Genomic DNA, 22,288 nt, shown 5'->3' on the forward strand with positions numbered 1-22,288 from the left:
TCGTAGCGACGAAGGTTGGGCCCGGGGGCTTGGATCGGGCCGGTGTCACGACAAGGCTAACAAACGGATCCCGTACGGCCATTCCCGTCCGGGGACTTCACAGGAAACCTCCAGCCGAACGGGCCTGTGGTCCCCCTCCGCTCAGTCCCGGAGCAGGTCCGGCACCCCGGCCGCGTCCGGTTCGTCCCGCTCGCCGGAGACCACCGTCAGCTGCTGGGTCGCCCGGGTGAGGGCCACGTACAGCACGCGCAGCCCGGCCGGGGACTCGTCGGCGATCTCCGCGGGCGAGACGACGACCGTTGCGTCGTACTCCAGGCCCTTGGCCTCCAGGCTGCCGAGGGCCACCACCCGGTCGCCGAGCCCGGCGAGCCAGCGGGCGGCCTCGGCGCGCCGGTCCATGGCGACGACCACGCCGACCGTGCCGTCCACCAGGTCGAGCAGGTGCTCGGCCGCCGCGCGCACGGTCTTCTCCAGCGAGTCGCGCACGGTGGCGAACCGGGGTTGGACACCGGTGGAGCGGACGGCCGAGGGGGACGTGGAGCCGGGCATGGCGAGGGCCAGCACCTTGGCGGCGAGGTCGGCGATCTCCGCGGGGTTGCGGTAGTTCACGGTGAGCTCGAAGCGGCGGCGCGGGCGGGAGCCGAGCGCCTCGTCGCGGGCCTCGGCGGCCTCGTCGGGGTCGGACCAGGAGGACTGGGCGGGGTCGCCGACGACCGTCCAGGTGGCGTGCCGGCCGCGGCGGCCGACCATGCGCCACTGCATCGGGGTGAGGTCCTGGGCCTCGTCGACGATGACATGGGCGTACTCGACCCGTTCGGCCGCCAGCCGTTCGGCGCGCTCGCGCTGGGTCTCCTCGCGCACCGGCATCAGCTCCTCCAGGCCGGTGAGCTGGTCCAGCGGGTCCGCCTCGCGCTTCCTGCGGGGGCGGACGGGGGCGCCGAGGATGGCCTGGAGCTCGTCGAGCATGGCGATGTCGTGCACGGTGTGGCCGTCCCGCTTCAGGGAGCGGGCGACCCGGCGGACCTCGCCGGGGTTGAGGATGCGGCGGGCCCAGCGGCCGAGCCGGCGTTCGTCGGTCATGGCCGTGAGGACGGTCCGCGGGGTGAGCTCGGGCCACCAGGCGTCGAGGAACTCGATGAAGGAGTCCTCGGTGACGATGTCCTCGTCGAAGGAGGCGCGCAGTTCGGCGGCGAGTTCCGGGTCGCTGTGCCGGCCGGCCGCGCCGGAGCGGGCCCAGAGGGCGTCCAGCAGGAGCTTGCGGGCGCGCGGGCGCAGGAGGTTGACCGGGGCCGTGCCGCCCAGCGCGTTGTGTCTGACGCGCTCCAGTTCCTCGGCCTCCAGCTCCAGCCGGCGGTTGAAGGCGACGACTCTGAGCCGGGTCGGTGAATCGTTCAGCTCCAGGGCTCCGCGGGCGGCCTTGCGCAGCACCCGGAGCATCCGGGAGGAGCCCTTGGCGCGGGCGGTGGCCGGCGTGTCGTAGAGGGTGGCCTCGGCGCCGTCGACGAGGGAGCCGATGGCGCGGATGGCGACCTGGCCCTCCTCGCCGAGGGACGGCAGGACCCCTTCGGTGTACGCCACGAGGAGCGGGGTCGGGGAGACGATCAGGATGCCGCCCGCGTAGCGGCGCCGGTCCTGGTAGAGCAGGTAGGCGGCGCGGTGCAGGGCGACGGCGGTCTTGCCGGTGCCGGGGCCGCCCTCGACGTAGGTGACGGAGGCGGCGGGGGCGCGGATGACCAGGTCCTGCTCGGCCTGGATGGAGGCGACGATGTCCCGCATGGTGTGGGTGCGGGCCTGGCCGAGGGCGGCCATCAGGGCGCCGTCGCCGATCACGGGCAGTTCGCGGCCGTCGAGGCGGGCGGTGAGCTCGGGGCGCATCAGGTCGTCCTCGACACCGAGGACCTTGCGGCCCTTGGAGCGGATCACCCGGCGTCGTACGACACGCCCGGGATCCACCGGAGTGGACCTGTAGAAGGGAGCCGCGGCGGGTGCCCGCCAGTCGATGACCAGGGGGGCGTAGTCCTGGTCGAGGACGCCGATGCGGCCGATGTGCAGGGTCTCGGCGATGTCGGCGGTGTTGTCGGCGCGGACCGCGCCCTCGGCCGGTTCCACGGCGGTGTAGGCGCCGTCGGGCCCCTTCTTGCCGTCCTTGCCGAGGAGCAGGTCGATCCGGCCGAAGAGGAAGTCCTCGAACTCGTTGTTGAGCCGGTTGAGGTGGACGCCCGCCCGGAATACCTGGGCGTCCCGCTCCGCGAGTGCGCCGGGCGTACCTACCTGACCGCGCTTGGCCGCGTCGTTCATCAGGAACTCCGCCTCGTGGATCTTCTCCTCAAGGCGCCGGTACACCCGGTCGAGGTGTTCCTGTTCGACGCTGATCTCACGGTCCCGAACGGAGTCCTGGAGCGAGTCCTGGACGGCATCCTGTTCGGGGCCGTGCGAGCCGACCGCGGATTGCTGAGCCTGAGCGGCCACCGGGCCCCCTTCTGACGTGCTGGGCAGCCGTCAACCGTACGCGAAGGGGGCCCGCTGAAGCCAGGGCCTGTCCGGCGGACCACGCCGCAGACGCGGGGCTCACCGGTGTCGACAGCCACCGCCGGTTTGCTGCGACTTGGCCCGCCGGACAGGCCCTACGCGCTGACCGAGACCAGCTTCTTGCCGTCGAAGGTCATGACCTCGAAGTGGTCGATCTGGCTGGGGGTGAAGGCGGCGCCGCCGTGGACGTAGAGAGGCTCCTTGGCCTTCGCGGTCTTGGCGTCCGTGATGCCGTAGCCCCAGTTCGGGACGGACCAGGAGGTCACCGTCTCGCGCTCGCCGTTCTTGCCGACGGCGATCAGCGAGCACTTCTTCGGGCCGGTGACGTTCTTGAGCTGGAGGACCGCGTGGGTGCCCCAGTCCTTCTTCTCGACGGCGACGGTCGCGGTGACGTGCGTCGTCGGGTCCGTGGCCGTCTTCTTGTCGGACATCGTCTGGAAGGCCTGCTGGGCCGGGCCCATGGCGATGTCGCCGCCGCTGCCGCTGTCCGAGCCGCTCAGCGCCACGCCGGCCGCCGCGCCGCCGGCGATCAGCACGACCGAGGCGGCCAGGCCGAAGAGGCTGCGCCGGCTGCGGACCTTCCGCTTCTCGGCGACCTCGACGACGAGCTTCTCCACCATCCGCGGGCTGGGCCTGGCGGACAGCGACTCACCGATGGACGGTGTCGATCCGGAGCCCGGCAGATCGGCCAGGGCGGCCAGCATGGGCTCCATTCCGGCCAGCTCGTCGAGCTGCTGGGCGCACCACTCACATCCGGCCAGATGGGCTTCGAAAGCGGTTGCCTCGGCATCGTCGAGAATCCCCAGCGCATACGCGCCGACCGTCTCGTGCTCATTGGGCACCGGAGATTCCTGCATAGCACCAGACATACCCGAACCACCTGTGCCGAACCCGCCGTGCCCCCCGTACACACTCATCACGCCGTCACCCCCCGCTCCTCCAGAGCCAGCTTCATCGACCTGAGGGCATAGAAGACCCGCGAACGGACGGTGCCGCTGGGTATACCCAGCGTTTCGGCCGCCTCGTTGACGGTACGCCCCTTGAAGTACGTCTCGACGAGCACCTCCCGGTGGGCCGGGGTCAGGTCGTCGAGCGCGTCAGACAGCGTCATCAGCCACAGCGCCTTGTCGATCTCGTCCTCCGCGGGGATGACCTCCAGCGGCGACGGATCGACCTCCTGCGGCCGGGCCTGCCGGCTGCGGTGACCGTCGATGACGATGCGGCGAGCGACCGTCACCAGCCAGGGGCGTACCGATCCGGTCGCTCGATTGAGCTGGCCGGCGTTCTTCCAGGCACGGATGAGTGTCTCTTGCACGACGTCCTCGGCGCGTTGCCGATCACCGGCGACCAGCCGAAGGACATACGCAAGGAGTGGTCCGGCGTGCTCTCGGTAGAGGGCACGCATCAGCTCCTCATCAGGCTCCGAGGGCTGGGACATGCGATGTCGGGCCCTCGATCCACGTTCATTGGCCACGGCCGCATCCTTGCGCACGCCCACCTCCGGTGTCCGGGGGTTCCCCCAGTCGGTCGCTCCCCCACCGGTACGGAAGTGGCATGCGGGGTGTTCAACAAGACCCCACATTTTTCAGCGGGGTGACATGACGAGCGGGACATGACCGCACATTCCCACCGCGTGATCTTTACATTTCCGACACAACGTCGACGGCGGTCGAGCTGCCCGTACGCGCCCGTCATCAAACGGAGTGTTGTCGAAATCACTTTGAAGAAGCTTCGATGAAGATCCGACAGAAGCCGTGAAAGGGACAGGAGTTGTGGAGATCCCGTCCGGGTCAGGCGCGGGCGAGCGCGGCGCGCCGCCGGTGCCGGGCCACCCGCTCGCGGTTGCCGCAGACCTCGCTGGAGCACCAGCGGCGCCTGCGCCCCCGGGACGTGTCCAGGTACACGAGGGGGCAGTTGTCGCCCTCGCACTCCCTGATCGCCGCCCGCGCGACGGGGTCGGTGAGCAGCTCCACGGTGTCCCGGGCGACGGCCGCGAGCAGGGCCGCGCACTCGGCCGGGCCCGCCAACTCCCGCACCAGGACCCCGCCCTCGCCCGGCACCGCGCGCGGGGCCGGGGGCGCGGCGGCGCGGGCGAGGTCGTTGACGCGGGCGAGCGCGAGATCGTACGACCGTGCGCTGCCGTTGTTCCGGACGGTGTTCCGGTCGCGCACCAACCGCTCCACCTGGGCGCGCAGTTCGCGAAAGCCCACGAGCCAGCCGGTGTCGGCGTGCGGCAGCGGCGTGCCCGGCGGGACGAGTCCCGATCCGGTGATCCAGGCCCGCAACGGCCCGAGCGCGTCCAGCCGTTCGCCGGGGTGCATGGTCGCCAGCAGGTCCAGGCAGACCCGCCCGGCGTCGAAGCGCAGCTCGTAGGGGGCCGCGGCCGTACCCAGTGCCATGTGCCTGCCACCGCCTTAGGACAGGGAACCGTGTTCCTTCACAGTGCCCGGCGCGGCGGGCGGCCGGAAGCCCTCGTACCGGTGTTCCACGAGGTTCCCGTCCGACCCGCACCCGGCGGGGACACCGGAGCACGGCGTACGGGTCGTCCCCGTTCGGTCCGGGGACCCCGGCAGGCCTCGCCGCGCCCGCCGGCGACCGTGACGCTGTCTCCTGCGAAAGCACAGCGAGCCGCCCCAGGGGGGACCCCGCCGGGGGACGGCGGTTCAGAAAGGACACGTTCATGAGCATGCGCACCCGGGTCGTCGCGCTGGCGACGGCCGTACTGCTGGGGGCCGGTGGCCTGGCCCTGGCACCCGCCGCGAGCGCCGCCCCGTACCACGGGATAGACGGCGGCGGCTCCGTCCTCGACGACTGGCAGGACGAGGAGAACCTCGGCGTCGACGACTACGCGAGCAGCAACGCGACGGCCCTGTGGGAGACCGTCCTGTGGGCGGACGGCGCCCAGTGGCAGGACGACGACGGCGACTCGCACCCGTTCACCAAGAGCCTGATCGACGGCTCGTTCGGCCCCGAGACCGAATCGGCCACCCAGTGGTGGCAGGACCACTTCAACCTGTCGGACAACGACGGCGTCGTCACCGACCAGACCTGGACCTTCGCCCAGCAGCGGCTCACCGGCCCGGCCGCCGGCGGCATCGTCACCTACAACGGCACCGCGCGGAAGGCCACCTTCAAGCGGGTCAGCAACAAGTACCGGGTGCGGATCAAGGGCACCGGGTCCTGGCGGATCGCGTACTACGACCAGCTCGGCTGAGCGCGTCCCCGGGGCGGCCGGCCGGCCGGTCGCCCGCCCTGCGGGGCAGCGCCCACAGCAGCCCGGCGGCCAGCAGCGCGGCGAGGGCGGACGCGGCGAGCGCGGCGGTCCGCCACCGCCGCCCTCCCGCGGCCGGCTCGGATGCCGCTCCCGTGGCCGGCTCGGGTGCCGCTTCCGCGGGCGGCTCCGCCGCGCCCTGCGGCCAGGCCTGTTCGGCCAGTTCCCACAGCGCCAGCAGCCGCGTCCGGTCCCCGCCGCCGAGCCGGCACAGCACCTGGGCGGCATCCCTCGGCGGCAGTCTGTCCCCGCTCAGATAGCGCTGCCAGGACGACTTGCTGTACGCGGTGCGCCGGGCCAGTTCGGCGAGGCTCAGTCCGGTGCGGCCCTTCAGGACGCGCAGATGCTCGACCAGGTGCCGGGCCTCCCCCGGCAGTGCGGCCGGCAAGGGCTGCCAGCGTGTCATTCCGTCCCCCCGTGTGCCGTGTCGGCGCCAGCCTGGCGCCCGGGCGGCAAGATCCGGCAGAGCGCATGCGCGCGGTCCCGGGGCACGCGCGGTCGCACACGCGCGTCCGCACGGGACGGCCCGGCTCACACGGGCAGGAACGGACCCGAGTGGTGCCCCGGGGACCGCCCGCTACGGCCCGTGGCCGGGAGGCGGTCCCCACAACGTCGTACGACGGTCAGCCGGTCCGCCCATCCCGGTGGCGAAAAACGCACCGCACCCCGCGCCCCCGGACCACTCCACGGCCGGGTCGCCGGCGGCCGGTCTCACGCGTCGGCGTACTTGGCGTCCGCCGCCGGGTCGAGTGCGAGCCGGTAGCCGCGCTTGACCACCGTCTGGATCAGCTTCGGGGCACCCAGGGCCGTGCGCAGGCGGGCCATCGCCGTCTCCACCGCGTGCTCGTCGCGGCCGGCGCCCGGCAGCGCGCGCAGCAGTTCGGCGCGGGCCACCACCCAGCCCGGCCGCCGGGCCAGCGCCCGCAGCAGGGACATCCCGGCCGGCGGCACCGGCTTGAGCGCGCCGTCGACGAGGACGGCGTGCCCGCGGATCTCCACCCGGTGTCCGGCGACCGGCAACGCCCGCGCCCGGGACGGCAGTTCCTGGCAGAGCAGCTGGACGAGCGGACCGAGCCGGAAGCGTTCCGGCTGGACCGTGTCGATGCCGAGCGCCTGCAGCGGCAGCGCGGTGACCGGTCCGACGCAGGCCGGTACGACGTCGTGGCCGAGGGCGGCGAGCAGTTCGGCCCGCAGCCCCCGGTCCTCGGCGCGCGAGAGCAGCGAGGCCGCGGCGGGCGCGCTGGTGAACGTGATGGCGTCGACGGAGCGGGAGACGACGGCGTCCAGGAGCCGGTCCACCGGCCCGAGGTCCTCCGGCGGCATCCACCGGTACACCGGCACCGGCACCACCTCCGCGCCCGCCGCCCGCAGCGACTCCACGAACCCGGGCAGCGGCTCCCCGTGCAGCTGTACGGCGATCCGGCGGCCGTCGACGCCCTCCTCCAGGAGCCGGTCGAGCACCTCGGCCATCGACTCGGAGGACGGCGACCACTCCTCGGTCAGCCCGGCGGCCCGGATCGCCCCCTTCACCTTGGGCCCGCGGGCCAGCAGCTCCACGTCCCGCAGCCGCCCGAGCAGCTGCTCGCCGACGCCCCAGCCGTCGGCGGCCTCGACCCAGCCGCGGAACCCGATCGCGGTGGTCGCCACCACGATGTCCGGTACCTGGTCGATGATCTCCTTCGTGGCGGCGAGCAGTTCGCCGTCGTCGGCCAGCGGCACGATGCGCAGGGCGGGGGCGTGCAGGACGGCGGCACCGCGCCGCTGGAGCAGTGCCCCGAGCTCGTCGGCGCGGCGCGCGGCCGTGACCCCCACGGTGAATCCCGCGAGGGGACCGTGCTGACCGCCGCCGTCGCCCGACCGCTGCTGTTCCTCGTACATGGCTGCTCTCCTAGCTGACCCGCATGCCGAACGAGCCTGTCAACGGTCCGTGACAGGCTCGGTTCGACTTGATGTCACCAGTGTTACGTCACACCTCGGCGTAGCTGAGCTGCGCCTTTGTCTCGGTGGCGGCCGCCGCCTGCCCCTGGGCTGCGGGCCGGCGAAGGTATACGGCCCAGGTGACCGCGAAGCACAGGCCGTAGAAGGCCAGGAAGGCGACGAAGGCCCCGGTGCCGCTGCCGTAGGAGAGGTACGACTGCCGGAAGGCGAGGTTGATGCCGACGCCGCCGAGCGCGCCGACGGCCCCGATGAGCCCCATGGAGGCCCCGGACAGCCGCCGCCCGTAGGCCGCGGCCTCGTCACCGGCGAGCCCCTTGGCGAACGCCTTGGCCTGGAAGATGCCGGGGATCATCTTGTACGTGGACCCGTTCCCCAGCCCGCTGAGCACGAACAGCACGACGAAGACGGTGACGAAGAACGGCAGCGACTTCTCGATGCTGGCGATGACGAGGAGGCCGGTGGCGGTGGCCATGCCGACGTAGTTCCACAGGGTGATCTTCGCGCCGCCGTACTTGTCGGCGAGCCAGCCGCCGACGGGCCGGATCAGGGAGCCGAGCAGCGGGCCGACGAAGGTGAGGTAGGCGGCCTGCAGCGGGGTGCGCCCGAACTGGACCTGCAGCACCTGCCCGAAGGCGAAGGCGTACCCGATGAACGACCCGAACGTCCCGACGTAGAGGAAGGACATGATCCAGGTGTGGGCGTCCTTGGCGGCGTCGATCGCGGCGCCGGTGTCGTTCTTCACGGTGGCGAGGTTGTCCATGAAGAGCGCGGCCAGCACGGCGGCGACGAGGATCAGCGGAATGTAGATCCCGAGCAGCACGCGCGGCCCGCCGCTCGCCCCGATGATCGCGAGGGCGACCAGCTGGATGACCGGCACGCCGATGTTGCCGCCACCCGCGTTGAGCCCCAGCGCCCACCCCTTCTTCCGCAGCGGGAAGAAGGCGTTGATGTTGGTCATGCTGCTCGCGAAGTTGCCGCCGCCGATGCCGGCCAGCAGCCCGACGAGCAGGAACGTGTTGAACGACGTCCCCGGCTTCATCACCGCGAAGGCGGCGACGGTGGGGACGAGCAGCAGTCCGGCGCTGATGATCGTCCAGTTCCGGCCGCCGAAGAGCGCGACGGCGAAGGTGTACGGCACCCGGACGACCGCGCCGACCAGGGTGACCATCGACGTCAGCAGGAACTTGTCGGCCGGGGTGAGCCCGTACTCGGGGCCCATGAACAGCACCAGCACGGACCACATGGTCCAGATCGAGAACCCGATGTGCTCGGAGAGAACCGAGAAGATCAGGTTCCGGCGTGCGACCTTCTCGCCGGTCGCGTTCCAGAACGCCTCGTCCTCCGGATCCCACTCCTGGATCCAGCGACTACGGGAAGTAGGGGCTGGGGCTGTCATGACGCCTCCACGGTGCTCCGCGTGCTCGGGCTGCTACGAGTGACTAGGCCCGAAGGTAGGGACGCGTCGTTTCCACCCTGTACCTACGAGTGACCGGAAAGGAACGTTGCTCTCACCCTGGGAGGAGGACGGGTGAGAGGTCGGGGTGGGAGGGGGTGAGGTAGGGCGGCTCAGGAAGGGCTGCGGGTGGGCGCGGCCGGGAGCGTACGAGCCCATGGACGGCTCCGTAGGGTTCGGCCTGATGCCGGGGCGGCTGGCACCGCTGCCGATACTGAGGCCGCTGGACCGGAGCCGCCGAGTCGCGGGACTTCATCCATAGCCTCGTCCGGGACAGGTGAGGCAGCCAGCGCGCCCGCAGTCATCTGCATCCACGGCTCCGAGAACGCCACCCCATCCCATCTCACCGTCGCCCCTCCACTTGGGCCGGCTCCCCCTTCCCTTACGCGGCCGAGACCGCTGGCCCGGCAGGCATGGCAGATCCCAGGTGCGGAGAGGGCATCAGTCGTATCCACCATTGCGAGGATGAGGGCGCATCATGGCGAAAGGAGCAGTGGCGATCGCACCACCCAACGTAAGCACGGATGTGTCGACCACTTCAAAGATCGTAGCAATGGCGAGGTCAACGGGATCGGCGACACCGACAACCTTCCCAGAGCGCAAGGAAGTGTCTCGCGGAGATTCCGCCGAACCCGGACTGATGGTGATTTCGAGCCCGTCTCTGACCAGTTGAACTGGCTTCGCGAAGCCAAACGAGGTGTAGGTGTACGACCGCTCCCGGTAGCTCAGCTTCAGCGCACGTGAACTCCGCTTGATGGCCCGCATGTTGTAGGAGAGCTGTACCTCCTCTCCGCCGACCGTCAAAATTCCCTCGGCCAGTCCCGGATATCCGGAGCCAAGGCCGGAGTACTCCGTAAATGGCAGCAGCCCACCGAACAACTCGGCAAATCCGCGGTAGGCGCCAGACGCGCCCCCCTTGCGTTGAACGGTCACATGGCCGAAGTCCCCCAGGACTCCACGCCAGCCGGTCAAAAAGGAGTCCCTGAAGCCTTCCAGTCTGAATGTCGCGTTTTCCATGAAATTCAGCCGATCCTCGCTTTATGCACTTCAGAAGATACCACGCGTACCGTCAAAACCAGCTCATCGGATTGACCGCGTGAGCCAATCCTTTCCCTTCGGTCAGGTTGTCAACCTGCTTGCCTACCCATTCATCTGCACTCTTCGCCGTACTCTTGACGTCGTCCCAATGTTCCACAACTTTTGCGCCGACATAGGTCGTACCGAATACCGCAGCGGCTCCGATCGTGTACTGGTTAGGGCATACAGTCGCAGCAGTCAAAGACGCGTTGAATCCGAATTCCGCCACATCCGCGACGTAACTCGCTCCCTCTTCACGGCTGCCGAAGTGTTTGGTTGGGTTGCCCTCGGTATAGAGATTGTATCCGCTGTATATCGTGGAACCCAGACCGCCCACGACTCCGAGGGTTCGCAAACCCCCGGATACGCGAAAAGCATTTTCCAGACCCTCCATAAACGAAGCAGCCCGACCCGCTTCCGCAACGCGGGCAGCCGTGAAGGTGTTCTTCGCCACTTGATAAAGGCTGGCCTGACCTGCGCGCGCGACCGGCTGACCCGAGTGGGTGAGTCCACCGAAAATATGCGCGAGGGTATCGTTACCCACCACCGTCGTGACAAGCCGGTTTGCGCTCCACCCGCGGAAAGTGGCCGTGACTGCGCTACTTGACAGCACCTCGTCCCAGGCAATGCCCAGGTATCTGGAGACTTGATGCCGAACGACCGGAAAGCGATAGGCGTTCCGGAAGAGGGAGTTCCCCGATGCCAGTCTGGATATCTGATTCGGGAGCCAGGTCCCCGGAGCCGAAAGTGATGCAATAACGGGACGGGCGTCTCTGATACTCGTCGCCCACAACTCTGCCTGAGCGAGGGGAATCCGTGCAACCAAGTTGTCGGCAGACCAGTTCTTCAGAGCCATTCCCCAGCCCCGAGCGAACGAGTTACCAGCAATTACTCTGGTGATATTCGTGCCCAACAGAACGGCCCGGGCTCCGAAATCGACAGCACTCGTGGCGTCACCGTACAAGCCGATCAAGTTCTTGATCTGATTCTCGTACGGCCGTAGAGCAGGAATCTGCGCAATGGCGTGAGCTCGGACGCGGTCGGCCCAGTCGTGCGCAGATTCATTGCGGCGACGACGGAAAAAATCGGCCTTCGGGTCCCTGCTCACCGCCATGGCAAATGCAACGATCAGGGGCTCAGGTGACAAGAGTCCAGCGCCCGCCTCGGAAATCTCCTTCGGGCTGAAGCCCGCCCAGCGGAGTCCCGCTGCGCGATCGCCGTTTTCAAGTCGCGCGAAGGTTGCACGACGCCTCAAGTCGCGAGCAGTGTCCCCGCTCCATGCCCCCATGGGCCTGAGGTGGGCAAGATGGCTGGACACGCCGAGCCTCGACGCCCGGGTGAAGGCCTCATCGAGGTTGTCCCTGACACCGCCCCGCCCGTCCAGAAGCACGGCAAGCCGATCCAAATCGTCCGGGTTGACGGTTCTCACGCTCTGGCCCCCCATCATCCCGGCTGCAACGGGACCTGACCACTCACCCTTGCATCACCTGGCCAGGTCCCCGCGCCGTCGACGCCACCACAACTCACCTGTTGACGGACTGGATCTCCTGCACGATGACATCCTGCGACCGGCCGAAGGAGCCGGGGTCCAGGTCGTGGGTGCCGCCGCCGTCGCTGCCGGTCCAGCTGATGTTCCAGGTGATGGTGGCCTTGAGCTGGTAGGAGCCGTTGCCGGACGAGCGGAGGTACTTCACTCCACAGGGTGGCGTCTTGTCGGCGTCGCCCGCGGTGTACTTCTCCCCGACACTGCCGTTGTCGAACTCGCAGACCCCGGAGGCCGGGTAGGTGACGGCGTCGGAGGTGCCCGGCTCGATCTTGAGGGAGACGGGTGTGGCGGTGGTCGTGGCCCACATGCCCAGGGCGTCGATGCGTGCGGTGACCGACACCGGCCTGAACGTCGCCTGGTCCAGCCACGCCCACGTGGGGAGGTTGACCTTCGTGGTGCCGGCGGGAGCCAGGCTCACGTCCTTGGAGGGCACCCGGATCTCGTTGTAGGCGAGTTGGGCGAGGATCTCCGGTGTGACGGCGTTCTTGATGTTGGCCGGCGGCGCGTCACCGGTGTCCACCCAGAAGTAGGGCTCCTTGCATTGGTCCCAGCCGGGCGGGAACGACTCGTTGACGTACGAGTCCCACCAGTACCCCTTGCCGGTCTTGTCCTTGTTGAAGTCCTTGTAGGGGTGGCCGTTGACGTACCGGTCGCGCTGGGTCGCGTCCCACTCGTATCCCGTCGAGTCCTGCGCCCAGATGTTCTCCAGATACGCCTGGAGTGCGGCCGGGGTGTATTTCGGCGCATACCAACAGGCCGGAGGGGTCCAGGACGTCGTGGAGGTGATGGAGCCCACGGAAGACCCTGAGCCGTTCTTGGACCGGTCGTAGACGATCAAGCCCACCGAGGAATTGATCTTGTCCCCATCGGCACCGCCCGACTCGTTCCCTCCTGTGGTGGGGGGAGTCTTCGCGCCTCCGCCCACGTCGGTGTTGGCCAGGGCAGGTCCCGCGCCTGCCAGAGTCGAGCCGACCAACAGCAGAGCGATCAGCGGTCTTGCGCCTGGCCTCAAGGCTGGCACTTGGAACTCCCCCTCACAGACATGAGCTTTTCGACGGCCCAAACACCCTTGTCGTTCTTGTGCAACTGGGTGCTGTACAGCACGTAACTGTCCTTGGAAACAGGCGTCTTGTTGACCTTCTTCGTCTTCAGATAGAGGTCGTAGGCCTTGCCTTGGTCCTCGCAGTACACGAGTGAGGCCTGATTCGAACTGCTGACGTTCACTACCGGGTCGTAGTAGCGGAAGTGCCCCGTCGTCCGCGCCTTGGCCTTCACATACGCCTTGACGTACGTCTCGATCTGCGCAGCGGCCTCGCCCTCGAAGTAGTACTGGTAGGCCTTGTCCAGCGGATCCTGGTTCGCGATGGCGAGGTCGACGGACTGGATGTTCTGCTCGCTGTCCGCCAGCACGGCATCCTTGACTGCATCACCCGACTTGGGCCATTCAAAGGTGTACGTCAGATCCGAGGGCAGTTCGATCTTCGGGCGCCCCGACGTCGCCGTCGAAGCCGACGCGCTCGGTGAAGCCGAGGACGATGTGTCGGTGTCCGCGCCCGCGATCTTGTCGTTCGACTTGGAGTTGTCTCCTCCTCCGCCGCAGCCGGCGAGCAGAAGGGCCGTCGCCGTGCCGGCGGTGAGAGTCGTGAGCAGGCGGAGACGGCGGGTCACGGTGGGCTCCTGACGGGGCGGGTGATGTCGAAGAAAGCAGCCGATACGGTAGCCGGGAGGACGCCGACGGCACCAGAGCGAATGGTCGCGTCCGCTTCGCGCGAAGCGGCAAGAAGCGGGGCATTGAGGGGTCAACCGGGGTGCCGGCGGCGGCCATTGGTGCGTTCCTGTGACATTGCGGCAGCGGTCCGTGGCCGGGCTGTTGGCCGCTGCAAAGGGTCCGAAGGGGTCGTCAGGTCCGGCGGCGGGAGCCGGAACCGGAGGGGCGCGGGGTTCCGGACGGCCAGAGTCGGGGGGTGCGGCCCGCCGCCGCGTCCTCGATCCAGCCGAACGCGAGGAGGGCGAGCGCGATGAGCGGCCAGACGACGAGGAACATCCAGAGGCTGTAGGTCGAGTCCAGCCAGGCTGCCGCGCGGTCGGACTCCAGGAAGGGGAGGTTGTAGGCCTGGTCGATGATGGGGACCGTGGCCATGATGAGCATGTTGTGCCAGAGGTAGATCGTCACCGCGCGGTTGTTGGAGAGGGTGACGAGCCGGTCCCAGCGGCGCAGGCGGCCGGGCAACTCCGGCCAGGACGGGGCGTACTGGAGCAGCAGCACGACCGCGCCGAAGGACCAGCAGGCCTGGGCCAGGGGGATGTCGTTGAGGTCCCAGCCGTCGGGGCCCTGGTGGCCCGACGCCCACCACAGGCCGACCGCCATCACCAGGCAGGAGAGCGAGACCGCCGCGTAGCGCGGGACCTTCGCCAGGACGCCTTCCTGGTGGGCGAAGCCCAGGAGCCAGCAGCCGCCGTAGACCGCGAAGTCCGTGACCGCGTTGCCGGTTTCGCCGGGGATCGTGACCAGGCCCGTGCCGACGACCGCGGTCAGGGCGAGGGGGGCCAGGACCGTCGGCAGCGGCGCCCGGCGGAACGCCCGGAGCAGCAGCGGGGAGAGCAGGACGAACCAGAGGTAGGCGCGCAGGTACCACAGCGGGCCCGCCGCCTGTTCCGCCCAGGTGTCGTCCAGCAGGCCCGACGCCGAGCCCAGGTGTTCGGGGTAGGGCGGGGCGCCGACCGGGACGACGTAGTCGAGCAACTGCCCCCAGCCGGTCCAGCCGCCGCCCAGGTCGGGATCGCGCAGCGGGTTCCAGCCCGCCGCCACCATCAGGGTCAGCAGCACCGCGCCGAACAGCCACAGCGGCGGCAGCAGCCTCCGCAGCCGTCCCCGGATCACGCTCGCCGCCGGGCGGTTCAGGCTGCGGGCCATCAGCGCGCCCGCCAGCGCGAACATCACGCCCATGGAGGGGAAGAGGACGGTCAGCCAGGGCCAGCCGAAGAGGTGGTAGACCACCACGCGGAGCAGGGCGAGGGAGCGGAGGAGGTCGAGGTAGCGGTCCCGGCCCGGCCGGTGCTCCGCGGCAGCGGTCGTCGTGGCCTCTGTCTGTGTCATGCCGCCCGCCTCCCCTGACCGGCCGCCGTCCCGCCCGCCGTCCCGCCCGGTGCCTCGACCACACCCGTGCGCCGCAGCTTCTGCCAGCGCAGCCGGCCGCCGGTGAGGGCCGTGATCCAGGACTGGAGGAGGACGACGTACATGAGCTGGCGGTAGAGGATCTGCTGGAGCGGGAGGGAGATGAGGTGGGTCATGCGTTCGCGGTCCAGCCGGAAGGCGTAGGCCGCGCAGACCGCCTGGACGGCCAGCACGCCCAGCCAGGCCCCGATCGTCTGCCGGGTGGGGCCGAAGAGGATGCCGTAGAGGAGGAACGCGTCGATCAGGGGTGCCAGCAGTGGGGCGACCACCATGAACAGCGAGACCAGCGGCAGGCCCACCCTGCCGAAGCGGCCCGACGGGCCCCGGTCCAGCAGCGCCCCGCGGTGTTTCCAGATCGCCTGCATCGTGCCGTACGACCAGCGGTAGCGCTGGGACCAGAGCTGGGAGACGGACTCCGGGGCCTCGGTCCAGGCCTTGGCCCGCTCGGCGTACACCACCCGCCAGCCGTGCCGGTGGATCGCCATCGTGATGTCCGTGTCCTCGGCGAGGGTGTCCTCGCTCATCCCGCCGACCTGTTCGAGGGCGCTGCGGCGGAACGCGCCGACCGCGCCGGGGATGGTGGGCATGCAGCGCAGCACGTCGTACATCCGGCGGTCCAGGTTGAAGCCCATCACGTACTCGATGTGCTGCCAGGCGCCGATCAGCGAGTCCCGGTTGCCGACCTTCGCGTTGCCGGCCACCGCGCCCACCCGCGGGTCGCCGAAGGGCTGGACCAGCTCCCGTACGGTGGCCGGTTCGAAGACCGTGTCGCCGTCCATCATCACGACGATGTCGTGACGGGCGTTCAGCAGGCCCCGGTTGAGGGCGGCGGGCTTGCCCGCGTTCACCTGGCGGATCACCCGTACGTCCGGCAGGCCGAGGTCCTCCACGATCCGGGCGGTGCCGTCCGTCGAACCGTCGTCGACGACGAGGATCTCGATCGGGTGCTCGCCCGCGCTCAGTGAACGGACCGTGTTCTCTATGCACTTGGCCTCGTTGTACGCGGGGACGAGCACCGAGACCGGTTCGGTCACCGGCGGGCCCCAGCGGAAGTCCTTGCGGCGGACCCGGCGGGTGTGCGCGAAGGAGAGCAGCAGCATCAGGGCGAACCGGGCGAGCACCGACGCGCCGATCACCGCGAGGGCGACCACCAGCACGTCGGTGACGCCGTCCGCCGCCTGGACCAGGAGGATCCAGGCCCGGCCCTGCCACAGGTCGGAGCCGGTGACCGGGGTGTGCGCGCTCGGTGCGTTCAGGGCCTCGGTGAGGTTGTCGAAGGTGTAGCCCTGCCGCTCCAGCCGGGGCAGGAACGCGTCCAGGGCCCGGACCGTCTGGTGGCGGTCGCCGCCCGAGTCGTGCATCAGCACGATCGCGCCCTTGCCGCCGTGCGGGGTCGCGTTGCGGATGATCTGCCCGACGCCGGGCTTGCGCCAGTCCTCGCTGTCCGTGTCGTTGACGACGGTGATGTAGCCGCGGCTGCCGATGTACTCGGTCACCGGCCAGGAACGGTCGTCCATCGCGTCGGCGAAGGAGGAGTACGGCGGCCGGAAGAGGGAGGTACGGATGCCGGCCGCGCCGGTGATCGCCAGCTGGGTCTGGGACAGCTCCCAGTCGATGCGCTTCTTCGACTGGTACGACAGGTCGGGGTGGCTGAAGGTGTGCACCCCGACCTCGTGGCCCTCGGCCACCATGCGCCGGACCAGCTGCGGATAGCGGGAGGTCATGGTGCCGGTGACGAAGAAGACGGCGTGCGCGTGGTGCTTCTTCAGGACGTCCAGGACCTTCGGGGTCCAGGTCGGGTCGGGGCCGTCGTCGAAGGTGAGGACCAGGTGGCGGTCGGGGATGCGCAGTGACGTCGTACGGCCGCCCCGCGTGTCGATGACCGGACCGCCGTCGAGGATCTTCTCGGGGACCTTGTCGGTGGCGGCCTCGGGGCGGACGCGGTGGTCGGCGAGGATCTCGCTGTGCACGTAGCCGCGCAGCATCAGCATCGCCATCACGGCGACGAGCACCAGGACGGGCAGGGCCAGCCGCATCGGGAGGCGCGTCGGGAGGCCTGTCGGGAGGCCCGTCGGAAGGCGCACGGGCAGGCGGCGGCGCCGGGAACCGCCGGGGCGGGCCGGGGCGGCGGGTCCCTGGCGGTGGGAGCGGGGCGCCATCACAGGACGGGGGCGGCGGACGGGCCGGCGCCGGCCGCGGTGCGCGGGGCCGCGCCCTCCGCGACCGGGCCGCCGGTCGGGGCGGCCGACTCGCTGGGCGAGGCCGGGGGCGAGGACGCGGGCGAGGCCGGGGGGTCCGGGGAGGGCGCCGCCGAGGACGGCGGGGCGGACCCGGACGACGACCCCGGCTGCGGCGAGGCCACGGCGCCCGCGGTGCCCCCGGCGGACGGCGTCGGCCGCACGTCCGAGGAGGGGCTCGGCCGGACCGCCGGCCCTCCGGTGCCCGTCGCCCGGGAGGAGACGCCGGCCGTCGGGGTCGTACCGGCACCGGCGACCGGGCCGGCCACCGAGGAGCCGTCGTCCGCGGACCGGCCGGACCGCCCGGGCCGCGGGGAGTCGTGGACCTGGCCGGCCGGCTGGTCGGCGTCCTGCCCTGGCACCGGCAGCCACGGCGCGTCGGAACTCCCGGACAGCAGGGTGACGACGATGACGACCGCGTACACCGCGCAGGCGAGGGCGACGGCCATCCCGAGCCGGCGGAACCGGCGGCTACGGCGCCCGGACGCGTCGACGAACACCGGCGCGTCGGAGCCGTCCGCCGCACCGGGCCGGATCCGCACCGCCCCGACCTCGTTCTGGACGGTCACCTCGGCGGGGTCGTGCGGAGCGGCCGGAGTCCCGTCGTGCACGGAGGCCGGAGTCCCGTCGCGCGGAGCGGCCGGAGTCCCACCGGGATCCTGCGCGGGAGCCTCGACCGGCTCACCGCCACGGCCCCTGGCTCCACGGCCACCGGCACCACCGCCGCCGGCATCACGGCCCCTGGCTCCACCGCCGCCAGCACCACGGCCCCTGGCTCCGCCGTCACCGGCTCCGCCCCCGCCGCTGTCACCGCCGCCCCCGCCACCCCACGGGTCCCGTAACAAGCCGACCGGCAGCAGCTCGGTCGGCTCGGCGCCGTCAGGGTCCGGAGCGGGTGGCTCCGGGTCGTCTCCCCCGGCCATCGGCACATCCCGGGCGTCCAGGACCACCTGGGGCAATTCCGGTTGGGTTTCTTCTCGCCAACTTTTCACGCGCGTACATCCCCCCACGGGACTGTTCCGGGCGCGTTGACGAACCCGAGCACACGCCGTCGGAACCAGGCCCCCACCCGGGTCCGAGCGCCCCCTTCCAGCTCTCCGTGCTCGGGGCCATGAAGCTAGCGCACGCGGGGATGCCGTGTTCTCGATGTGTCATTTGCGGTCGTCCATCACCTCTTGATCAGTGGCCGGAATCCATCCGTCGGCCGGCCGCTGAAGCCACCCTTCCGCCCGCCCGAGTTCGGCGGCCGCCCGCCGCAACGCGTCCACTCCCGGATGGACCAGCCCCTTTCGCCACACGAGCGACACGGGCGACAACGGCACCGGAGCGATCAGCGGCCGCGAGACCGTCCCAGGTATGGCCGGAAAACCCACTACCGCGAGGATCGGATTCCGGGTCTTGGCCATGAGTCGCTGGAACTCCTCCTCCCCGACGGCCAGCGGCGCCGGTGGCGCGACCGCGATGCCTCGCCCTTCGAACAGGTGAAAGGCCAGGTCAGTCCATTCCAGGGTGCGTTCGTTCCCGGCACCGGCGTAGACCGTCTCGCCCGCCAGCGCGGCCAGCGGCACCGATTCGAGCGCCGCCAGCCGATGATCGGAGGGGAGAATTACGGCCATGGGTTCGAATCGCACGGGCTGGTGTTCGAGCCCGGAGCGCAGTGCCGGATCCAGTCCCGCGAACCGTCCGAAGGAGGCGTCGAGCCGCCCGGCGAGCAGTTCGGCGGCCGCTCCGGTGAGCCCGCTCTCGTAGCGGGCCATCAGCTCGCCGTCGGGGGCTAGTTCGCGGGCGCGGTACAGCACCCGGCGGCCGGTCTCCAGGCCCGGCGAGTTGAGGTCCACCAGCAGCGGCCGGGCCTGCCCGAACGCGGCGAGCAGCGCGTCCTGGGCGGCCAGCACCCGGCGGGCGTACGGGAGCAGCCGGGCGCCGTCGGCGGTCAGGGCGACCTGCCGGGTGGTGCGGACGAACAGCTCGGCGCCCAGCTCCCGTTCCAGCCGCCGTATGTCACGGCTCAGCGCCTGCTGGGCGGCATACAGCCGGGCAGCGGCACGGGTGAAGTGCAGTTCCTCGGCGACGGTCACGAAGACACGGAGCAGCCGAGGGTCCAGGTGAACGGGGGCAGCGGGCATCGGGCGAACCTACCGGTACCCGACGGCACCCGAGACTTCCCCCGGGCCGCTGGGCGGCCTGCTCGACGACCCGCCTGACAACAATGCGACAACACGGTCGGCCCGGATCCATATCCGACACCAGTACTATCGGCGCCCTGGCGCCGCCGGAGGCGTTCGCCACCGCCTTCCGGAAGGACGCGAGAACAGTGCAGTCCCCGCTGCCCCGGCGGCCGAAGGGTCCGTCGGCCATCGCCGCCGCGTCCGCCTCCCACACCGCGGCGGGCTCCGGCCCCGAGGACGCTTCCGCACCCGAGGCCCGACCCGACGCCACCAGGGTGCCCATGTCCGCGGCGGCGGCCGCGTTCGCGACCGAGAGCGCGCCGAGCCGCGAGGCCACCGGTACGCGGCCGGACCGGACGGACACGGGAACGGCGGACCCGAGTACGACAGGCACGCGTACGACAGGCGCCCGGTTACCCCGGTCGGCGCTCCTGGCCGGAGCCGCGGTGGTCGTGGCCGCGCTGGTCGCAGGCGCCTTCCTCGTCGGCCGCGCCGGAGGCGACGACACGCGGCGGTCGAGTGCGCAGCCCGATGCCGTGTCGGGCACAGCGGGCACCGCCGGACCGTACGACAGCACGCCGAGCCTGCTCGGTCCGCCCCCGCCGTCCATGTCGCCGTCCGCCTCTCGGTCCGCGTCACCGTCCACGGATGCCACCGGCGGGTCGTCACGGTCGACGGCCACCGGATCGGCCAAGGACGGCCAGGCCACCACACGGGCCACGCCGTCCACCGCCTCGGCCAAGGACACCGGCACGGCACGGACCGGGTCGGGCGGCGACAGCGGCGACGGCGGCGACGGCTCCTCCTGCGTCTCCGCCAAGGGTTCGGGCGCCCTCACCGACTACAGCGTCTGCGTGTCGTCGGGGACCCTCACCCTCCGCGTCACGTTCCACCGTTCGCAGCCCTTCTACCACGCCTTCTTCAACACCGACGGCGACACCACGACCGGCTACCGGCTCCCGTATCCGTCGCCCTCGGCCCTCGGCGCCGACTACATGATCGAGAACGGCAGCCTCTACCGGAGCCGGGCGACCGACTGGAGCTGGACCGAGACCGCGCCCCGCCCGAAGTACACGGTCAGCGGCTCGACGCAGACCTGGACGCTGCCGCTCGGCGGAATCGGCGCACCGACGGGCACCCAACAGCTGGAGTTCAACGCCGGATCCGACTACACCCCGGTGCTCACCTTCAGCCCGAAGTAGCCGGTGACCGCATACCGCGTGACCCGGAACCGCGTGCCCGATACCGCGTACCCCGACACCGCGCGACCCGACACCGCGCGACCCGACACCGCGCGACCGACACCGCGTACCCCGACACCGCGCGACCCGACACCGCGCGACCCGACACCGCGCGACCCGACACCGCGCGACCGACAGAACCGGCCCCGCGTCTCGGCGAACTCACAACCGGAGTGCGTGAATCGGTGCCGAGCAGGTGTTGGACCCCTTGATCGCCCCCGGGCGACGGTGGTGTCCATGCCGCAACCGACCGGACACTCCCCTCAGAAGATCCACACGGTCACCGCCGACTCACTGGTCACCGTCGACTTCGGCCCCCGCTTCCGCCGATCGCCCGGCTCGGGCCGCCGCCCGCCCGGCCCCTACCGCCGTCTCTTCGCCCTCCCCGGCACCCGTGCCTTCACCGCCGGGAACCTGCTGGCCCGGCTCCCCATGGGCATGTTCAGCATCAGCGCGGTCGTGATGATCGCCGGTGCGCGGGGCTCGTACGCCCTCGCCGGCGCGGTCACCGCGACCGGACTCGCGGCCACGGGGGTGGCCGGGCCGTGGATCGCGCGGCTCGTCGACCGGTACGGGCAGGCCAGGGTGGCCGTGCCCGCCACGCTCGCCGCCGTGCTCGGCAGCCTCGCCCTGCTGCTGTGCGTGCGCTACGACACCCCGGACTGGACCCTGTTCGCCGCCTACGCGGCCACCGCCTCCACCCCCAACCTCGGCGGGATGTCCCGGGCCCGCTGGGCCCACCTGCTGCGCGAGGACCCGGACGCCCTGCACACCGCGAACTCCTTCGAACAGGCCGCCGACGAGCTGTGCTTCATGCTCGGCCCGGTCCTGGCGTCCTTCCTGACCGGCACGTTCTTCCCGGAGGCCGGCACCCTGGCCGGCGCGGTCCTGCTGCTCGCCGGCATGCTGCTGTTCACCGCCCAGCGGGCCACCGAGCCCCCGCCCGGGACGGCGACGGGCACCGCGAGAACACCGCTGCGCGTCCCCTCCCTGCTGCCCCTGCTCGCCTGCTTCGTCGCGACCGGCGCGGTGTTCGGCTCGATGGAGGTCGTCACGATCGCCTACGCCGACGCGCAGGGCCACCGCTCGGCGGCGGGTGCCGTCCTCGCCCTGCAGGCGGCCGGCTCCTGCGCGGCGGGGCTGGTGTACGGCGCCCTCAGGCCGGCGGGACCGGCCGAACGTCGGCTGCCGGTCTGCCTGCTGGCGATGGCCGCCCTGATGTCCCTCCCCCTGGTCGCCGCCCGCACCCTCGACAGCCTCTGGGCCCTCGCCCCCGCGCTGCTCGCGGCCGGGATGGCGACCGCCCCGACCATGGTGACCGCGATGACGCTGGTCCAGGACCGCACCCCCGCGGACCGGCTCAACGAGGGGATGAGCCTGGTCGTGACCGCCCTGCTGACCGGCATCGCCTGCGGCTCGGCGTTCGGCGGCTGGGCGGCCGAGCACCTCTCGCCGACGGCCGCGTTCAGCACGCCGGTCGCGGCGGCCTGCACCGCCCTTCTGGTCGGCACCCTCAGTCGAATCGCTTCCGGCAATTCCCCCCGGACCCATTGACGATCTCACAGCCCGCACCTACCTTCCTGCGTCGAAGCGCTTCGACGTCCGGCATCGAACCCATTCGACGCCGGACGAGCACCATCCATCCGACTCCCT

Annotated in this window: 19 protein-coding genes; 4 read left to right on the forward strand and 15 right to left on the reverse strand. The window is 70.8% G+C overall.

Annotated features, from left to right (window positions below):
- Positions 1 to 141: 141 nt before the first annotated feature.
- The 4 genes from ACGFZS_RS35825 to ACGFZS_RS35840 all read right to left on the reverse strand — a co-directional run bounded on the left by ACGFZS_RS35825 (position 142) and on the right by ACGFZS_RS35840 (position 4,928).
- Positions 142 to 2,469 (reverse strand): HelD family protein, encoded by a 2,328-nt coding sequence (locus tag ACGFZS_RS35825; protein WP_393798577.1) that lies wholly within the window; start codon positions 2,467 to 2,469, stop codon positions 142 to 144.
- 155 nt (positions 2,470 to 2,624) lie between these two features.
- Entirely contained in the window at positions 2,625 to 3,446 is an 822-nt protein-coding gene (locus ACGFZS_RS35830) for a zf-HC2 domain-containing protein (protein ID WP_365692886.1), read from the reverse strand.
- Complete coding sequence (locus tag ACGFZS_RS35835) at positions 3,446 to 3,967, reverse strand: sigma-70 family RNA polymerase sigma factor (RefSeq protein ID WP_010039908.1); 522 nt, start codon at positions 3,965 to 3,967, stop codon at positions 3,446 to 3,448. The genes ACGFZS_RS35830 and ACGFZS_RS35835 overlap by 1 nt, the downstream gene beginning before the upstream one ends.
- A 352-nt stretch (positions 3,968 to 4,319) precedes the next feature.
- Positions 4,320 to 4,928: a CGNR zinc finger domain-containing protein gene (locus ACGFZS_RS35840; protein WP_393798578.1), complete on the reverse strand. Its 609-nt coding sequence runs from the start codon at positions 4,926 to 4,928 to the stop codon at positions 4,320 to 4,322.
- A gap of 281 nt (positions 4,929 to 5,209) precedes the next feature.
- Here ACGFZS_RS35840 and ACGFZS_RS35845 point away from each other — a divergent pair, with 281 nt between their 5' ends.
- A complete protein-coding gene (locus ACGFZS_RS35845; protein ID WP_393798579.1) occupies positions 5,210 to 5,743 on the forward strand; it encodes a peptidoglycan-binding protein in 534 nt (177 codons plus the stop codon).
- Here ACGFZS_RS35845 and ACGFZS_RS35850 read toward each other — a convergent pair.
- From ACGFZS_RS35850 to ACGFZS_RS35895, 10 genes are all read right to left on the reverse strand, one after another.
- Entirely contained in the window at positions 5,694 to 6,206 is a 513-nt protein-coding gene (locus tag ACGFZS_RS35850; protein WP_393798580.1) for a helix-turn-helix domain-containing protein, read from the reverse strand. The two genes, ACGFZS_RS35845 and ACGFZS_RS35850, sit on opposite strands and share 50 nt — an antisense overlap.
- Before the next feature lie 305 nt (positions 6,207 to 6,511).
- Positions 6,512 to 7,678 carry a uroporphyrinogen-III synthase gene (locus ACGFZS_RS35855; protein WP_393798581.1) on the reverse strand — a complete coding sequence of 389 codons (1,167 nt, stop codon included), beginning with the start codon at positions 7,676 to 7,678 and terminating at the stop codon, positions 6,512 to 6,514.
- Positions 7,679 to 7,766: 88 nt separating this feature from the next.
- The gene (locus ACGFZS_RS35860) at positions 7,767 to 9,134 is read right to left on the reverse strand and encodes a nitrate/nitrite transporter (RefSeq protein WP_393798582.1); all 1,368 of its coding nucleotides are present in this window, start codon (positions 9,132 to 9,134) and stop codon (positions 7,767 to 7,769) included.
- Between the two features lie 498 nt (positions 9,135 to 9,632).
- Entirely contained in the window at positions 9,633 to 10,208 is a 576-nt protein-coding gene (locus tag ACGFZS_RS35865) for a hypothetical protein (RefSeq protein WP_393798583.1), read from the reverse strand.
- A 52-nt stretch (positions 10,209 to 10,260) separates the two neighbouring features.
- The gene (locus tag ACGFZS_RS35870) at positions 10,261 to 11,697 is read right to left on the reverse strand and encodes a PE-PGRS family protein (RefSeq protein WP_393798584.1); all 1,437 of its coding nucleotides are present in this window, start codon (positions 11,695 to 11,697) and stop codon (positions 10,261 to 10,263) included.
- A 94-nt stretch (positions 11,698 to 11,791) separates the two neighbouring features.
- Positions 11,792 to 12,802, reverse strand: a complete 1,011-nt coding sequence (locus ACGFZS_RS35875) for a hypothetical protein (RefSeq protein WP_393798659.1) — start codon at positions 12,800 to 12,802, stop codon at positions 11,792 to 11,794.
- Between the two features lie 20 nt (positions 12,803 to 12,822).
- Positions 12,823 to 13,482: a hypothetical protein gene (locus ACGFZS_RS35880; protein ID WP_393798585.1), complete on the reverse strand. Its 660-nt coding sequence runs from the start codon at positions 13,480 to 13,482 to the stop codon at positions 12,823 to 12,825.
- Between the two features lie 232 nt (positions 13,483 to 13,714).
- Positions 13,715 to 14,911, reverse strand: coding sequence for an acyltransferase (locus ACGFZS_RS35885; protein WP_393798586.1), 1,197 nt, complete (start codon positions 14,909 to 14,911; stop codon positions 13,715 to 13,717).
- Complete coding sequence (locus tag ACGFZS_RS35890) at positions 14,908 to 17,148, reverse strand: bifunctional polysaccharide deacetylase/glycosyltransferase family 2 protein (RefSeq protein WP_393798587.1); 2,241 nt, start codon at positions 17,146 to 17,148, stop codon at positions 14,908 to 14,910. Before ACGFZS_RS35890 ends, ACGFZS_RS35885 begins: the two co-directional genes overlap by 4 nt.
- Complete coding sequence (locus ACGFZS_RS35895; RefSeq protein ID WP_393798588.1) at positions 17,148 to 17,837, reverse strand: hypothetical protein; 690 nt, start codon at positions 17,835 to 17,837, stop codon at positions 17,148 to 17,150. The genes ACGFZS_RS35890 and ACGFZS_RS35895 overlap by 1 nt, the downstream gene beginning before the upstream one ends.
- Here ACGFZS_RS35895 and ACGFZS_RS35900 point away from each other — a divergent pair.
- Positions 17,832 to 18,068, forward strand: a complete 237-nt coding sequence (locus tag ACGFZS_RS35900; protein WP_393798589.1) for a hypothetical protein — start codon at positions 17,832 to 17,834, stop codon at positions 18,066 to 18,068. The genes ACGFZS_RS35895 and ACGFZS_RS35900 overlap by 6 nt on opposite strands.
- 309 nt (positions 18,069 to 18,377) lie before the next feature.
- Here the strand turns inward: ACGFZS_RS35900 and ACGFZS_RS35905 are convergent, their stop codons facing one another.
- A complete protein-coding gene (locus ACGFZS_RS35905; protein WP_393798590.1) occupies positions 18,378 to 19,352 on the reverse strand; it encodes a LysR family transcriptional regulator in 975 nt (324 codons plus the stop codon).
- A gap of 188 nt (positions 19,353 to 19,540) precedes the next feature.
- On the opposite strand from ACGFZS_RS35905, the gene ACGFZS_RS35910 reads away from it, so the two are divergent.
- Positions 19,541 to 20,596 carry a hypothetical protein gene (locus ACGFZS_RS35910; RefSeq protein WP_393798591.1) on the forward strand — a complete coding sequence of 352 codons (1,056 nt, stop codon included), beginning with the start codon at positions 19,541 to 19,543 and terminating at the stop codon, positions 20,594 to 20,596.
- Between the two features lie 276 nt (positions 20,597 to 20,872).
- Positions 20,873 to 22,189, forward strand: a complete 1,317-nt coding sequence (locus ACGFZS_RS35915; RefSeq protein WP_393798592.1) for an MFS transporter — start codon at positions 20,873 to 20,875, stop codon at positions 22,187 to 22,189.
- The last annotated feature ends 99 nt before the right edge of the window (positions 22,190 to 22,288 follow it).

Origin of the sequence: Streptomyces sp. NPDC048288 (genome assembly GCF_043201555.1) — a bacterium.
GTDB lineage: Bacteria > Actinomycetota > Actinomycetes > Streptomycetales > Streptomycetaceae > Streptomyces.